Raw genomic sequence first — 16,406 nt, forward strand, 5'->3', positions numbered from 1 at the left:
TTCGGCCGAGGCCGCGTGCGGCCGGGTCCGGCCCGTCCGAGTCTGGACGGGTCGGGCAGGTCGGACGGTGGGTGAGGAGCCTGGGTGATGACGACTGACGGTGACGCACGCGACGCCGAGCGGCTGCGGCTGGCGGAGGCCGACGAGGGTGCGGCGCCCTGGCGGCGCTGGGGCCCGTACCTGAGCGAGCGGCAGTGGGGCACCGTCCGGGAGGACTACAGCAGCGACGGCGAGGCCTGGTCGTCCTTCACCCACGACCAGGCCCGCTCCCGCGCCTACCGCTGGGGCGAGGACGGCATCGCCGGCGTCAGCGACGACAAGCAACGGCTGTGCTTCGCACTGGCGCTGTGGAACGGCCGCGACCCGATCCTCAAGGAGCGGATGTTCGGCCTCACCAACACCGAGGGCAACCACGGCGAGGACGTCAAGGAGTACTACTTCCACCTCGACAACACACCCACGCACTCGTACATGAAGTACCTCTACAAGTACCCGCAGGGCGAGTTCCCCTACGGCGACCTCGTCGCCACCAACCGGGCCCGCGGCCGCGGCGACTTCGAGTACGAGCTGCTCGACACCGGCGTCTTCGACGAGGACCGCTACTTCGACGTCGTCGTCGAGTACGCGAAGGCGGGACCGGAGGACCTGCTGGTCGAGATCACCGCGCACAACCGCGGACCCGACGAGGCGACGCTCCACCTGCTGCCGACCCTCTGGTTCCGGCACACCTGGTCCTGGGCCGGCGGCACCGCCGTACCGGGCCTGCGGCAGACGCCGGGCGCGATCCGGGCCGACCACGAGGAACTGGGCCCGCGCTGGCTGTACCACGACACGGACGCACCCACGCTCTTCACCGACAACGAGACCAACAACGAGCGCGTCTTCGGCAGCCCCAACTCCACGCCGTACGTCAAGGACGGCATCGACCGCCACGTCGTGCACGGCGAGCAGGACGCCGTGAACCCGGAGCGCACCGGAACCAAAGCGGCCGTCCACCACGTACTGACCGTCCCCGGCGAGGACAGCGTCACCATCCGCCTGCGTCTGACCGACACCGAACTCACCGCCCCCTGGGGCGACTTCGGACAGGTGCTGGACCTGCGCCGCACCGAGGCCGACACCTTCTACGACGCCCTCGCCCCGGACGGCATGGGCGAGGAAGAGCGACGCATGGTCCGGCAGGCGCTGGCCGGGATGCTGTGGAGCAAGCAGTACTACTACCTGGACGTCCAGCGCTGGCTGGCGGAACACGGCGTCGACCCCCTCGCCGCCGACCCGAACGTCCGCAACAGCGGCTGGTACCACATGGTCAACGACGAGATCATGTCGATGCCGGACACCTGGGAGTACCCGTGGTTCGCGGCCTGGGACCTCGCCTTCCACACCCTCCCCCTGGCCATGGTCGACATCGGCTTCGCCAAGTCCCAGCTCGACCTGCTCCTGCACCGCCTCTATCTCCACCCCAACGGCCAGATCCCGGCGTACGAATGGAACTTCGGCGACGTCAACCCGCCCGTGCACGCCTGGGCGACCCTCTTCGTCTACGAACTGGAGAAACACCGCACCGGCCAGGGCGACCGCGCCTTCCTGGAGAACGCCTACCAGAAGCTGCTGAAGAACTTCACCTGGTGGCTCAACCGCAAGGACGTCGACGGCAACAACGTCTTCCAGGGCGGCTTCCTCGGCCTGGACAACATCGGCGTCTTCGACCGCAGCGCCCCGCTGCCCACCGGCGGCCACCTCGACCAGGCCGACGGCACCGCCTGGATGGCGCTGTACTGCCAGAACCTCATGGACATCGCCATCGAACTCGCCGTCGACAACCCGGTGTACGTCGAGCAGGCGCAGATGCTGTTCGAGCACTTCGCGTGGATCGCCGTCGCCATGAACCGCATCGGCAAGGACAACGCCAGCCTGTGGGACGAGGAGGACGGCTTCTTCTACGACGTCCTCAGGCTGCCCGACGGCAGCGCGATCCCGCTGAAGGTGCGCTCCCTGGTCGGCCTGATCCCGCTCGCCGCGACCAGCGTGATCGGCGGCCGGGCGGACCGCCGCTTCCCCGAACTGGTCGAAGGCGCCCAGGAGTTCATCCGACGGCACCCGGCCGTCGAGGCGTTCGTCTCGCAGCACGCAGCCGGCGGCCCCAGCGCCGAGGGCCGCTATCTGTTCGCCCTGTTCGGCGAAGACCGGCTGCGCCGCATCCTGGCCCGCATGCTCGACGAGGACGAGTTCCTCGGCCCGCACGGCATCCGGTCCCTCTCCCGCCACCACGCGGAACACCCGTACACCTTCGACGTGCACGGCCAGACCTACGGCGTCGGCTATCTGCCCGCCGAGTCAGACTCCGGCATGTTCGGCGGCAACTCCAACTGGCGCGGCCCGGTGTGGTTCCCGATCAACCTCCTCCTGATCCGCGCCCTGATGAACCTGCACGGCTACCACGGCCCCGACTTCACCGTGGAGTGCCCGACCGGCTCAGGACGGCGGATGAACCTCTACGAGGTCGCCCGCGAGATCTCCGACCGGCTCACCTCCACCTTCCTGCCCGACACCGACGGCCACCGCCCGGTGCACGGCGCCCAGCCCAAGTTCGCCAAGGACCCGCACTGGAAGGACCTGATCCTCTTCTACGAGTATTTCCACGGCGACAACGGCGCGGGGCTCGGCGCCGCCCACCAGACCGGCTGGAGCGGGCTGGTCGCGGCCACCTCGACGCTGTTCCACGTGGTCGGCGCCGACGACTGGCACCGCGGCGGCCGGGACTTCCTACGGCCCACGGACGACCGGGAGGAACCCCTGTCATGACGGTGATCCTGGAGATCAACACCCTTGTCTGGCTGCGCGAGCTGAGCGACCGCCACGGGCGCCGCATCACCCTGGGCGAGGTGCCCGGAGAGGTCTGGGACGAGATCGCGCTGCCCGGCATCGACACCGTCTGGCTGATGGGCGTCTGGGAGCGCAGCCCGGCCGGCCTCGGGATCGCCCTGCGCGACGAGACCCTCATGGCCTCGTTCCGCGCCGCCCTGCCCGACGTCACCGAGGCGGACCTCGCCGGATCCCCGTACTGCGTACGCAACTACGTCGTCGACGCCTCCCTCGGCGGCCCGGAGGGCCTGGCCGCGGCCCGCGCCCAACTGGCCGCACGCGGGCTGCGGCTGATCCTCGACCACGTCCCCAACCACGTGGCCCCCGACCACCCCTGGCTCACCGCACACCCCGACCGTCTGATCCAGGGCACCCCGGACGACCTGGCCGCCGCGCCGGACGCCTTCATCGAGGCCGGCGGCCGCGTCTACGCCCGGGGCCGCGACCCGTACTTCCCGCCCTGGCCGGACGTCGTCCAGCTGAACGCCTTCGCCGAGGACCTGCGGGCCGCGACGGTGGACACCCTGGTCTCCATCGGCGACCAGGCGGACGGCGTGCGCTGCGACATGGCGATGCTCATGATGAACGACGTCTTCGCCAAGACCTGGGGCGACCGGGCGGGACCGGTTCCCGCCGAGGACTTCTGGCCGTACGTCATCCCGCGCGTGCGCGCACGCCACCCGGACCTCCTCTTCGTCGCCGAGGCCTACTGGGACCTCGAACAGCCCCTCCAGCAGCAGGGCTTCGACCACTGCTACGACAAGCGGCTCTACGACCGCCTGTGCCACGAGAACGCCGACTCCGTCCGCGCACATCTGGGGGCCGACCTCGCGTACCAGCGCGGCCTCGTCCGCTTCCTCGAGAACCACGACGAGCCACGGGCCGCCACCACCCTGCCCGGGGCACGGGGACAGGCCGCGGCCATCGCCGTCGCGACCCTCCCCGGCGCGACGCTCTGGCACGAGGGTCAGTTCGAGGGCCGCCGGGTACGCCCACCGGTGTTCCTCTCCCGCCGGCCACCCGAACCGGCCGACGAGCCGCTGCGCGACTTCTACGGCCGTCTGCTGGGGGCGGCGGCCGCCGTGCGCAGGGGCGAGTGGCGGCCGCTGACCCCGACGGCCCTGCCCGACAACGACACCCACGGCGGTCTGCTGGCCTGGACCTGGACGCACGAGGACACCCGCCACGTGGTCGTCGTCAACTACGCCGACCGCCCGGCCCAGGCACGGCTTCCCCTCCCGTGGGACGACCTCCGAGGCGGCCACCACCGCCTCACCGACCTCCTCACGGACCGGACGTACGACCGCGACGGCGACGAACTGACCGGCCCGGGCCTGTTCGTGGCCCTGGACGCGTGGGACGCGCACGTCCTGTCCGTGCCGGCCCGGGAGACCTCGTAACGGCTGTCGTCGGCACGGTCGTCACAGCTGAGGCCGCGGAAAGGTCTTCAAGGCCCCGGCGAGCCCCGCCGCGTCCGTGCCGATCTTCCGGTAGGCGGCGGAGAGCAGGTTGCGGACGCCCTGCTCGGTCAGACGCAGTTCCTTGGCGACCACCGTCACCGGATGCCCCTGGGCCGTCATCTCGGCGGCACGGCGTTCGTGGGCGGTGAGGGTGTCCGTCTGGCCGTAGCGCAGGGGCAGGGGGCGCATTCCGGCGGCGGAGAGTTCCTCCCTGGCCCGGGTGGCCACGGCCTCGGCACCGCAGTGGACGGCGGTCTCCAGCCCCTGGTAGAGCCGGTCGGCGGCATCCTGGAGCCGGCTGTTGCGGGACAGCGCGGCGCCGTGACCGACCAGGGCGCGGGCCAGCTCGTAGGAGGCGGGGGACTGCTCCAGGTGCTCGACGGCCTGCGCGTGCAGGTCGAGTGCCGCGGGCCCGCCGGTGACCTCGGCCTCGACGTGCAGCGCCTGACCGATCACGGACGCCGCCCCGAAGTCGCGGGCCCGCTTGACGGCGTCCTGGGCCAGACGGACCGCCCGGTCGGGAGCGCTGGGGGCGACGGCGGACGCCAGGTCCAGCTGCCAGGGACACCAGGAGGGGTTGCGCCAGGCACGCGCCTCCAGCCGGTCCCCGACGTCCGACAGGAGACACTCGGCCTCCGAGCGCCGCCCCTCGGCCAGCAGCAGCTCGGCGTACACGGTGCGCGGATCGGGGTAGATGACGGCGTTCGGGACCACCTCGCCGTAGTGGTACCGGTCGGCGAGCCGACGGGCGGCGGCGGTCCGGCCGCGGGCCAGCAGGATCTGGATCAGGATGCCGATGGCGAACCACTGGGCGGGCACGGCGCCCTCCACCCGGTCGGCGATGCGCAGGCCCTCGCGGGCGAGTTCTTCGGCCTCGGCCAGGCAGCCGCGGCGGTAGCGGATGTAGCCCAGCAGCGCCTGGCCCAGCGCCAGATGGGAGCCGCGCCAGCCCTTGCTGTCGCACTCCGCCATGCCCTTGGTGAACAGTTCCTCGGCCCGTCGGGGCTGGTCGCAGTACATGAACACCAGGGCGACGGAGACCGGCACCTCGAAGCCCCGGTTCTCGTCGGCCCAGCTCATACCCCCGCGCAGGGCGTCGTCGGCACACGCGAGAACGGTCCGCCGCGGCTCACCGCGCACCAGCGCGTCCCACGCCCGCAGCCCCAGGATGTAGCGCTCCTCGAGTCCGCGGCCGGTCAGCTTCCCGGCCAGCCGCGCCAGCTTGCGGGAGCGGGCGGCCGAATCGGGCTCGTCGGTACGGAACATGCTCCACACGAAGTGATCGGCCTGCATGCGCAGTTTGATGCGTGGACCGGTGGCCTGCCGCGCCTCGTCGCCGGCCACCTCGGCGGCCTCCGCCATGCGGTCGGTGTGGGCCAGTGCCTGGGCGAGCCGGTAGACGATGGCGGCGCGCAGATCGGGGTCGACGCCGGGTTCCGCCAGCGCCTCACGGAGATGACTGACGGTGGCCGTGGGTTCGATCAGGAACGTCGAGCACGCGAGTTCATGGAGGATGGCCGCGCGGTCCTCCGGAGGCGGTGGCTCCTGAAGGGCTCGGGTCAGCAGGCGTCGGGCGGCCTCCGGGGCCCCGGCGTGCAGGTACTCGCGGGCGGCCGCGCGGAGGCATTCGACCGCCTCGGGCCTTCCGTCGCAGGGGACTTCCAGCAGGTGCCGGGCGGCGGCCGTGGGGCCGAACCCCGCGGCGCGGACGACCTCGGCGGCCCTGTTGTGCATGCCGACGCGCAGGTGTGTGGGAACGTCCCGGTAGATCGTCGTGGCGACCAGGGGATGGGCGAACTCCAGGCCTCCGCTGGGGCCTTGGCTGTCGGCCAGGATCCGCGCGGTGCGCAGCCGCTCGGTCGCCTCGGCGGATTCCTCGGTGCCGATCACCGCGAGGGTCGCGGCGAGTTCCGGAGCGAAGGACCCGCCCAGTACGGCGGCGGCCCACGCGAAGCGGACGGTGGCCGGACCGAGGCGGTGCAGGCGCTCGATCAGCCCGGGGCCCTTCACGGCCGCCGCGAGGTCCCGCATCACGGGCAACTCGTGCCGCAGGCCCCGCACGTGCCGCTCGCGGAGCCTGATGGCCAGTTCGACGGCCTCGAACGGGCTTCCGCCGGTGGCGTGCCAGCATTCCTCGCAGAAGTCGTCCTCGGCGTCCTCACCCACCTCGTTTCTGACGATCCGCGCGACGCTGTCGGTGCTGAGCGGTTCCAGGGAGTGGGGACGGTTCCCGTGCCGTTCGACGAGCGTGCGGAAGGCCTTCGCCTCCGGCGGCATGTCACCGGGCCGGTAGGCGGCGACGATCAGCAGGGGCAGATCGGCGGCCCTCGGCGCGAAGGAGGTCAGCCAGCCGAGGGACTCGGCGTCGGCCCAGTGCAGGTCGTCCAGAAGCAGTACGACCGGCTTCTTCTTCATCGCCAGGCGTGTCATCACCCAGTCGAGGCCGTCGCGCACCCCGGTCGGGTCCGGTACGTGGGTGGTGGCGCTCGCCTCGAGGCCGAGGACCACGGCGACGATGTCGTACCAACTCCCCAGGAAGGCACGCAGCTCCGTCTCCTCCATCGAGGCCAGGGTGGGTTGCAGGAGCTGGCGCACCACGCGGAAGGCGAGCCCGTGCTCGTTCTCGCCGCCCTTGCCCGAGAGCACCGTGCATCCTTGCTCGAGGGCGCGGGCGCGGGCCGCCGTGACGAGCGTGGTCTTCCCCATGCCGGCCGGACCGGCGAACGTGAGCAGTTCGCTTGCTGGTGTGCCCGGCATCCCCTGAGCCCTTTCGCAGAGCTCTGCCAGTGAGGAGTCGAGCGCCTGGAGTTCCCTGTGGCGTTCGAGCAACGGACGGTGTTCAGTGAGGGATTGCCGCAGCCCAGGCGCCATGTGCGCTACCGCTTCCTGTCGTTGATCCGCGGAGGACGGTGCCGAGCGTACGCCCTCACCAACGCCCGGCGGCGGGGTTCGGACAGGAGAACGGCGGGGAGGGTGAATTATCCACGACAGCGGCTCGCGCTTCCGTTCTTCGGGTACGATGCCACGTTTGCGTTCACGGAATGGCGGACGCCTCCGCGGTATCCGAGTAACGCGGCACGGTGCGCGACCAGAAGTAGCATCCGCGGATCCAACTGGCCATGCCGTCCACATAGCCGATGCCGGCAGGGCTCAACTCCGGCTTGATCTCGTCGTAGAGCGCTTCGAACTCACGGATCGTACTGTTGATCAGCTGGATGGCGAGCATGGCGGCCATAGGCAGCGAACACCGCTGTGCACGCTGATGGGCGAGGGCGAGATTGATCAGGCCGCCGGCTCGCTGCTCCTTCACCGCGGAGAAGAGATCGGGGATCCACACTGCCGCATCGGCCGACAGGCGCCCCAGACGCCGCATGACCGGGTGATGGAGTTCCTCGGCGGCGAGCTCATGGGGCTGCGCGGCCTCGCAGAGCGGATGGAACGGCTCGACGCCGGCGATGAGTGAACGTATCGACTTGCACAGCCCGATCCGCAGGGGGGCGGAGTCGGCCTGGGCCACCGCCTCGTACAGCAGACCGTGCACGTACTCGCGGCTGTTCCACGCCCAGCGCGCCGCCTGGGCGGGTGTGCACCGCTCCCGGACCTGTCGGTGGAGGTCGGCCAGCGCGGCGCCGAGCGGTGTGCGGGGCGGGCGGCCGTCCCTGAGGATCTCGACGCTCTCGGTCAGCATGGGCAGCAGCCGGCCCGGCCAGTTGCGGCCCACCTCTTCGGCCCGGTCGTCGAAGATGAACTGGTAGGCGATCTGGTTGGCGACGATCTGCAGGATGTCGGCGTCCATGGACGGGCTGTTGTAGGCCGCGAGCCGGGCGGGGCGCGTGGCCGTGATCATGGCCGCCACCGCCGGGTCGTCGGTCAGTCCCCAGGCGCGCAGCCAGGTCTCGACGCCTGTCGCCGCCTCGGCCGCGTGGCGGTTGGTCTGGAAGGGGAAGGGCATGTAGAGGTGGGCGTCGATCAGATCCCTCAGGCTGCCGGACGTGGTCGCGCCCTGCGGAGCAACTGCGAGTTCCTCATGCGTCGTCGACACCGTTGTCACCTGCCGTTCGGGGATCCTGTGCGCGGGCTGCGGTGGTTGCGCGAAGAGCGAGGGATCGTGCGGGGGGCGCTGTGCCTTCGGGTGCGTGCACACGTGGTTCGCTCGTCATCACCAGCGACCGGGGCCCCAACGTCGCAGCCGGCCGCAGCCGTTCGGCGTACCCCGGCAGATGACGCAGCCGCCAGCGGCCGGCGATGGTCGCGAGGGTCAGCGTGGTCTCCGCCACGGCGAAGGTGTCGCCGAGGCACTTCCGGCTGCCCGCGGCGAACGGGAGCATCGCGCCGCGCGGATCGGCGGTGGCCCCCGGGAGCCAGCGCTCGGGCAGGAAGCGCTCGGGGTCGGGGAACGAGGCGGGGTCGTGGTGCAGCAGGTAGGGGCTGTACAGAACCGTGGTGCCCCGGGGGAGCCGCTGCCCGGCGAGTGTCGTCTCCTGGGTGGTGATGCGAGTGAAGAGCCAGCCGGGCGGGCGGTGGCGCAGTGTCTCGGCGACGACGCTGCGGGTGTACGGCAGTTCGTCGGGGCCGGGCCGTGGCCGGTCGGCGGTCACGGCGTCGACCTCGGCGTGCAGGCGGCGTTCCGCCTCCGGATGCCGGGCCAGCAGATCGAGGGCGGAGGCCAGGCACAGGGCGGTGCTTTCGGCTCCGGTGAGCAGCAGCGTGACGAGCTGGTCGTGGACCTCCTGCTCGGTGACCCCGGACGATCCCTCGCGTGCGGCCGACAGGAGCGTTCCCAGCACGTCGTCCCGGTCGCCGTCCGGTCCGCCGCGGCGGCGCCGCGCCACGACCTCGTCGACGATCGTGTGCACTCGGTCGACCGCATGACGGTAGCGCCGGTTCGCGGGGGTCGGGACGCGGAACGGGGCGTCGACCGGAACGGCCGTACGGACGAACAGGCCGCGGACGATGACGGCGAGGCGCTCGCCCACCTCGGCCGCCGCCGCGCCGCCGAGCGAGTCGGAGAACAGGACGTGGTTCATCACCCGGGTCGTCAGAGCCAACGTCGCCGCACTGACGTCGACCTCGCCCCCTGCCCGCCACTCCCGGCAGGCCACCTCGGCTTCGCGGCGCATCATGTCCGTGTGGTCGGGCACGCGGGAGGGGCGGAAGTCGGGTTGCAGCAGCCTGCGTTGGCGCCGGTGTGCGTCCTGACGGCAGGTCACCAGGCCGTTTCCCATCAGCGGCCGCAGCCTGTTGTAGAGCGGGCCCCCCTTGTCGAAGGTCCGCGTGTCCATCAGCACTTGGTGGGCCACTTCCGGGTGGCAGGCCATCCAGGCGCGCAGTGGGCCCAGGCGTATCTCGACCAGATCACCACGGGCCGGCAGGGAATTCAGAAAATCCAGCGGCCGGCGTAACAAGGCGATAGGGTGGCCAATGGACGGGAATATGCCCGGTGCAGTACCCACGGTCCATGCTCGCTCTGTATCAGGCACGGCATTGCTCATCGAATACCACCTGTCTCAGTCGACGCACGAAAGTCGGTGGTCGGTCCACCGACTTGGCGTACGAGTCATGTCCTGCCCAGTCCAGACTGTTCACGGCGCCCCGAATCCTCCATGCGCGGGGGCGCACGGGAGCACGAAGACGCATTGAGTGAGCGACCTTGGGTGTGAAATACACTCAAGAATTGTCGACTTCTGTCACTCAAACGTCTTTCGTGCTCCCTTTTCGCATGCGGCTTTCGCGAGCGGCGAATGTGGAAGGGCCGAACAATCAGAGGCGGGGTTCGGGATTGAACACCGGGTGGTAGCTCTCCGGCGGCGCGAGATAAGTGGCGGGCAGTCCGCCGGTGTCGACGACGATCTGGTCGACGGCGATCGCCGGGTCGACCATGAAGAGCCGCAGGACGTGCTCGCCGGGCGCGGCGACGGTCACGGTGGCGGTCAGCTTCTCGATGCCCTCCTCCACGTTGCGGGCCCAGGCGTCGCCGCGGTTGCCGGTGGCGACGGACTGGCCGGACAGCACGGTGACCGGCTGGTCGTCCAGGGCGACGGCGATCCGGCGGTGGCCGCGTTCGTCCAGGGAGGGCAGCCGGAACACGGTGACCGGGAAGCTCCCGGCGCTCGCGAACCGCACCCGGTACCTCAACTCCGGCGCCCGGGCGGCGAAGTCCCCGGTGACCGGGGCCGCCGTCGACGGCACCGCCTCCATCGCGCCCGTACGGCGGCCGAGACCGCGCACGGCCCGCCAGCGGGATCCGCCGCGCGCCACCCGCTGCTCGAAGTGCGCGGCGTCGATGGACACGTACCCGTTCGCCTCGACGAACCCGCGGGCCCGCCGACGCGCCCGCTCCCCGTCGTTGACCACCCGCACCGGCACCTCGAACCGCTGCCCGCCACCGGTGACGACGACCGTGGACTCGTGCGCACCCTCGGGAACGCCCGTCCAGTCGATGTCCACCCACACCCGTGTCTGCTCGGCGACCGAGCCGCCCGTCTCACTCAGCCGCACCCAGGGATGACCGGACTCCGCCGCCCAGTCCACGCTCAGGAAACCGGTGTTGAACACGTCCACGAAACGGCGGTCGCGGGTGTAGGAGGAGAAGGACAGCGGCCGGCCCGCACCGCTCTCGTTCCCCTCGGCCGCCACCCCGAGCCCCGAGGTCTCCTGCCGGGCGACCCTGGTGACGGCCGGACGGCCCGGCGCCTTCGGGATCTGGGAGGGGTAGGGATTGACGATCCCGTCCCACTTCCCGCCCGCCACCTCGGTGTTGTACCGCCTGGTGATCGCCGCTTCCTCGGCGTGGGCGGCCTCGGCCAGGTCCGCGAAACGGTTCGTGCCGGCTCCTCGCCCCTGCCGGACCGCGAGCGCGTTGCGGTCCGCCCAGTAGTACTTGAGGTTCATCAAGTAGGCGCCGTGCACCGGGTATTCGACCAGCTCGTAGAAGGCGTCCCGGTAGGCCGCGGGCAGCTCGGCGCCCAACGCCCGCACGCGCTCCAGCAGCCGCTCGTAGGCGGCTGTCCGGCGTCCCGCTTCGTCGCCGTGGTGGACGACGGAGAACATCCCCCGGTCGATGAACTCCGGGCGCCGCTCGGCCGCGAGACGGTAGTACTCCGTACGGATCGCGGCGATCTCCGGGCCGTGGCGCCGCCCGAACAGCCGCCCCGCCCACTGGGCCACGAAGTCCTCGACGTCGTCGGCGTCCCAGCGGTCCACGTCCCAGGCCATGTCCATGGAGAAGGACAACCCGGTCTCGATCGACTTGACGTCACCGACATTGAAGATCCACATCCTGTCGACGCCGTGCTCGTACACCCGCCGCAACTCCTGCCAGACCTTGGTCAGCTGGGTGGTGTCCAGCCACAGATAGCTGCGCGGGCGGCCCCAGTAGGACAGGTGGTAGTAGATCCCGTTGCCGCCCGCGCGGACGCGCTCCGCCTCGTTCGGCAGCTGGCGCATGTTGCCGTGGTTGTCGTCCGGCCAGATCAGCGTGACGTCCTCCGGAACCTGTACACCCGCGTTGTAGAGGTCCAGCACCTCCTTGTAGGGGATGAAGATCTGCGGCTCGGCGGCGGCACCGACCTCCTCGGCCAGGATCCGGCGCTGGTCCGCGATGATGTCGTTCATCACCACGACCTTCTCCGGAATCGTCGTCGCGTACTTCGTCTCCAGCGCGGTGTCGTGCAGTCCGCGCATGCCGAGCGTCCAACTGCTCTCGTACGACGCGTTCTGCCGCGCTCTGGCTCTCCAGTACTCGGAGATGACACCGGGGTTCACCGTGTAGTCGTAGACCGGCAGGGTGCCGTCCGCGCCGGGACGGTCCTTCGCCCACGGGTCCCACTCGTGAACGCCGTTGCGCAGCAGGGCCTCGGGGTGGCTGGAGCCGACGACGATGCCGTACCGGTCGGCGAGTTCGGGGTTGTCGCGATGCTTGTTGAAGAAGTCGGAGTACGGATGCATCGCCGGCCACAGGTAGTTGGCCTTGAGGCGCAGCAGCAGCTCGAAGACGCGCTTGTACGTCTCGGGGCCGATGTTCTTGTCCGGCTCCTGGGTGCGGCGGGACCAGGTGGTCAGGTTCTGCTCGTCGTTGATGAAGACGCCCCGGTAACGGACGGAGGGTGCACGCCGCTTGAGGGGGCCCGCCGGGACGGTCACGGTGTCGCGGTGTACGACGGGCACGTCGGCCCACCAGTACCAGGGCGAGACCCCGATGCGCTCGGAGGTGTCGTAGACGCCGTAGACCGTGCCACGCCGGTCGCTGCCCGCGATCACCAGGGCGCGTTCCACGCCCGGCAGGGGCCGCTCCACCACCTGGGTGACCGAGGCCTCCCAGCGACCCCTCACCCCGGAGACGTCGATGCGCCGGTCCGCGACCAGCCGGTCGATGACCGGGCTGGAACCGAGAGTGCCCACCAGGACCAGGTGCGGCGCGCGCGTGGGCAGGGTGTGCAGCAGCCGGGGTCGCAGACCGCTGACCCGTTCGATGTCGGCGGGCAGGTCGCCGGCCGCGCGGACCACGGCCGGGTCGTCCGCCGTGTCCACGAACACGGCTGTGGCGACGCCGCCCTGGACCAGGGGAAAGTCCGGCCGGTCCGGGGCGGCGGCCTCGGCGGCCCCGGCGGTTCCGGGTAACACCCCCGGGAGCAGCGGGGCGATGCCGGCGGCCGCCATTCCGCGCAGGAAGGACTTGCGGGTCCATGACTGCGACGGTCGGGACGGGTGCGACGACTCCGACGGCTGCGACGGGCTCTGCGGTTCGTTGTGCGGCACGAGACGCTTCCTTTCCGCGCCGGGCAGGCTCGGCGGCCCCTCGTGCGGGCCGTCCGAACGGGGCTGGCGCATGGGGCTGGGAGTGAAGGCCGAAGAGTGACGAAACGAAACGGAACGGTACGGTGCCATGAGCAAGCTAGAAAGCGCTTACTGTCGCACCTTAGGGCAGGGCCGGAAGGGGAGTCCAGAGTCGTGCGGGGTTGGGGTGCCTGTGGGGGCGTGCGGGAACTGCCCGGCGCAGAGGCGGGGTGACGGGGCGTCGCCTGGACCAGGTCGGCATCGTGGGGCCCGCCGCGTCGGGGCGGGGCGACGATGCCGACCGTGGAGGTCCTGTCGGGGCGGGGCTCAGGCGGGCCGCACCGCTCCGCGGATCGCCGACTCGCCGGCGTAGAAGACCGACTCCTCACGGATGTACGCCCCGGGCCCCGGCGCGTGGATCATCGTGCCGTTGCCGATGTAGAGGCCGACGTGGCTGAGGTCGTCGTAGAAGAAGACCAGGTCGCCGACGCGCGTCTCGGCGAGGGGCACCACCGTGCCGGAGGCCGCCTGGCCGGGCGTGGTGCGGGGGAGTTCGACGCCGGCGGCACGCCACGCGGCCTGAGTGAGGCCGGCGTTGTCGTACGAGCCCGGGCCGGCCGCGCCCCAGACGCACGGCTTGCCGATCTGGGCGCGGGCGAAGGCGAGTGCGCGGGTGGCCTTGGCCTCGTAGGCAGGGGCTTCCGGAGCCTGGGTGATGCCGGCGGGTGCCGGCGCTGCGGCGGTGAGGGGGAAGCCTGTGCTCGGGGTGTCGACTGCCTGGAGGGGTGCGGTCGTGGGGTAGGGCGGCGGTGCGGCGAAGGGGGGCTGTGTGGGAACCGGTGGGGCTGTGGGGACGGGAGTGGCGAAGGCGAAGGACGCGTCCATGGCGAGGGGCACGTCCGTGACGAGGGGCGCAGCCATGGTGAACGGGGTGTCCATGGGGAGGGGCGTACCTGTGCCGAGGGACGCGTCCATGCTGAGCGACGAGTTCATGGCGAGAGGCGCCTCCATGGCGAGAGGCGTCTCCGTGACGAGAGGCGTCTCCATGGTGAGCGGCGCGCTCATCGTGGTGGCGGCCGGCTGCTGTTGCTGCCAGAGCGGGTCGGTCCCGAGGCCGGTCTGCGGAGCCGGGGCGGCCCAGGTGTCCACGGCCGGGCGGGACTCGATCGCGGCGAGAGGCGTGCTCGGCGGGGCGGCCTGAGCGGTGTGGGTGGTCAGCAGGTCGCGGGCGGCGGCGAGTTGACGCTGGACGCGTTCCTTCGTGGTCCGCAGCGAGGACGGCCTGGGTTCGGCAGCGGTGGCGGGCAGTGCCCCGGGGGTGTCCGCTTGCCGAGCCTCCTGCGGTGCTCCCGGCGCGGGTGGCAGCGCGGTGGCGGACCCGGCGGTCAGCTCCAGGGCGGGGCGGTCGGCAGTGGCCTGCTCACGGAGGCCGGGGGCCGACGCCGGGCGGGCGGGCCGGGAGGATGCCGGCTGGGCCGGCCTCCGGTCGGCCGGCAGGGCGGCCGGGACGGTCGGGCCCAGCTTGGCCCGCGCCGCGTCGAACCACTGGCGCGCGACCCCGTCGAGGGCCGGATCGGCCTGTCTGCGCGGCGAGTTGCCGGTGCCGGCACCGGTCCCGGCGGCGGTGCGACCGCGGCCGTCGTCGGCGGCCGAACCCGCTCGTTCGCCTCCGCTCTCGGTGAGCGAACCGGCGCGTTTGCGAGGGCTCGAGCCCGCGCGGGTGGCGTTGAAGGTTCCCGTGTCGGACTCGGCCCGGTCGTAGAGGTTGTCGATCCGCTGCCGGACCTCATCGCGGCTCGGCCCGTCCTCGGCTGCCGCGGGCGTGGCGCTCGCGGTCTGGGAGAGCAGCGCCACGGAGGTGAGAGCCGCCGTGGCGAGTGCGGAGTTGCGCATGCCCGGGAGACTGATTCCGGGGCGCGGGGTTCGCTCCGACGCCATGGAAGACGTACTCCTTCCGTAGCCCCACCACCGAACTCCTGCCGCCTGGGCGGCCGTCGGGTCCGGTCAGGGGGTGACTCGACCGAGGAACGCGCGACACGGCGGGGTTCACCGGAGGAAGTCGTGCGGTCCGGCGGCCAACCTAACCAACTTGTGTGACTGATGTGAAGATTGAAGGGTAAAATGCCCGATACGTAACTGTGACCTTCGTCGTGTTGCCCCGATGGAGGTTTGACGGACCCTCGCCTGAGGGCGACACGGTCACCGCGCGGCCCGCTGCGTCCGCCATGCCTCGTAGTGGTCGAGCATCGTCTGCTCGATCGGGCGGTAGGTGATGCCCAGTTCGTGCACGCTGCGGCTGTTGTCCACCCGGAAGCGGATGCCGAGGTGCCCCCGGATGTAGTCCTGGGTCAGACCGAAGGCGGGGCCCAGGACGCGCACCGGCCAGTGCGGGAGCGCGGTGCGCGGAAGCCGCAGGTCGCGGGGGTGGTGGGCGCGGATGATGCGGGACAGGTCGTGGAACGACGTCATCGTCGGCGCCGCGACGATGTAACGCCCCTTCGCCTCGGGGTTCTCGGCCGCCGCGATGTGCGCGTCGGCCACCTCCCGTACGTCCGCCGTCGTGAAGGCGAAGTCCGGAGCGCCGTAGAAGAAGTAGCCCTTGAACAGCTCCTCCAGCAGGAACAGGCTGCCGGACTCCGAGGCGGGGGAGAGCGAAGGGCCCAGGATCAGGCCGGGATTGACGGAGACCATGCGCCAGCGGTCCTGGGCCGCCTCCGCCTCCCACGCCGCGCGCTCCGCGACCGTCTTCGCGTAGTGGTACGGGTTGTTCTGCACCGTGCTGGTGGTGTTGAAGTACTTCTCCGCGAGCACCTGGTCGTCCATGCCCAGCACGTCGGCGTAGTCGCCGAAGATCGCGCCGACGGTGGAGGTGAACACCAGTCTCTCGACCGTCGGGGTCCGCTCCAGGCTGCCGAGCACGTTGCGCGTGCCGAGGAGGGCCGGGTCCACCATGTCCCGTCTGCCGTCCTTGATCTTCTCCGGCATGAAGAACGGCGACGCCACGTGGAAGACGACTCGGCAGCCGCGGATCGCGTCGTCGAAGGACCCCTCGCGCAGCAGGTCCGCCTCGAACAGGTCCAGCCGGCCGGGGAACTCCTCCTGCATCTCCCGCAGCGGCCGCACCTTCGCCGTGTGCGCGAGGCTCCGCACGGTGGTGCGCACCGCATAGCCCCGCACCAGCAGCCGCCGGACCAGGTGACCGCCGACAAACCCACTGCCGCCGGTCACCGCGACGGCTCTCTCCCCGCCTCCGCCCACACCCACGCCCACTCCTCAGTCCCCGTCACAGGTCGGTCCGAGGGCACG

8 protein-coding genes are annotated in these 16,406 nt (G+C 71.2%); 2 read left to right on the top strand and 6 right to left on the bottom strand.

All coding sequences use genetic code 11. The annotated features are described in order from the left end of the window. The first annotated feature begins 87 nt into the window (after positions 1–87). Both OG252_RS43410 and OG252_RS43415 read left to right on the top strand, forming a co-directional pair. On the top strand, positions 88–2,805 hold the full coding sequence (locus tag OG252_RS43410) for an MGH1-like glycoside hydrolase domain-containing protein (RefSeq protein ID WP_329343089.1): 2,718 nt from the start codon (positions 88–90) through the stop codon (positions 2,803–2,805). Next, the gene (locus OG252_RS43415; protein WP_329343091.1) at positions 2,802–4,265 is read left to right on the top strand and encodes an alpha-amylase; all 1,464 of its coding nucleotides are present in this window, start codon (positions 2,802–2,804) and stop codon (positions 4,263–4,265) included. The genes OG252_RS43410 and OG252_RS43415 overlap by 4 nt, the downstream gene beginning before the upstream one ends. A gap of 21 nt (positions 4,266–4,286) precedes the next feature. On the opposite strand, the gene OG252_RS43420 is transcribed toward OG252_RS43415, so the two are convergent. The 6 genes from OG252_RS43420 to OG252_RS43445 all read right to left on the bottom strand — a co-directional run bounded on the left by OG252_RS43420 (position 4,287) and on the right by OG252_RS43445 (position 16,370). After that, the gene (locus tag OG252_RS43420) at positions 4,287–7,196 is read right to left on the bottom strand and encodes an ATP-binding protein (protein WP_329343093.1); all 2,910 of its coding nucleotides are present in this window, start codon (positions 7,194–7,196) and stop codon (positions 4,287–4,289) included. A 163-nt stretch (positions 7,197–7,359) separates the two neighbouring features. Then, the gene (locus OG252_RS43425) at positions 7,360–8,367 is read right to left on the bottom strand and encodes a (-)-alpha-amorphene synthase (RefSeq protein ID WP_329343095.1); all 1,008 of its coding nucleotides are present in this window, start codon (positions 8,365–8,367) and stop codon (positions 7,360–7,362) included. Further along, positions 8,351–9,817 (bottom strand): cytochrome P450, encoded by a 1,467-nt coding sequence (locus OG252_RS43430; protein ID WP_329343097.1) that lies wholly within the window; start codon positions 9,815–9,817, stop codon positions 8,351–8,353. The genes OG252_RS43425 and OG252_RS43430 overlap by 17 nt, the downstream gene beginning before the upstream one ends. Positions 9,818–10,085: 268 nt before the next feature. Then, positions 10,086–12,983: a glycosyl hydrolase 115 family protein gene (locus OG252_RS43435; protein ID WP_329345353.1), complete on the bottom strand. Its 2,898-nt coding sequence runs from the start codon at positions 12,981–12,983 to the stop codon at positions 10,086–10,088. Positions 12,984–13,427: 444 nt separating this feature from the next. Next, the gene (locus OG252_RS43440) at positions 13,428–15,038 is read right to left on the bottom strand and encodes a C40 family peptidase (RefSeq protein WP_329343099.1); all 1,611 of its coding nucleotides are present in this window, start codon (positions 15,036–15,038) and stop codon (positions 13,428–13,430) included. Positions 15,039–15,299: 261 nt separating this feature from the next. After that, the gene (locus tag OG252_RS43445) at positions 15,300–16,370 is read right to left on the bottom strand and encodes an NAD-dependent epimerase/dehydratase family protein (protein ID WP_329343101.1); all 1,071 of its coding nucleotides are present in this window, start codon (positions 16,368–16,370) and stop codon (positions 15,300–15,302) included. Between the last annotated feature and the right edge of the window lie 36 nt (positions 16,371–16,406).

Source organism: Streptomyces sp. NBC_01352 (assembly GCF_036237295.1).
Taxonomy (GTDB): Bacteria; Actinomycetota; Actinomycetes; order Streptomycetales; family Streptomycetaceae; genus Streptomyces; species Streptomyces plumbiresistens.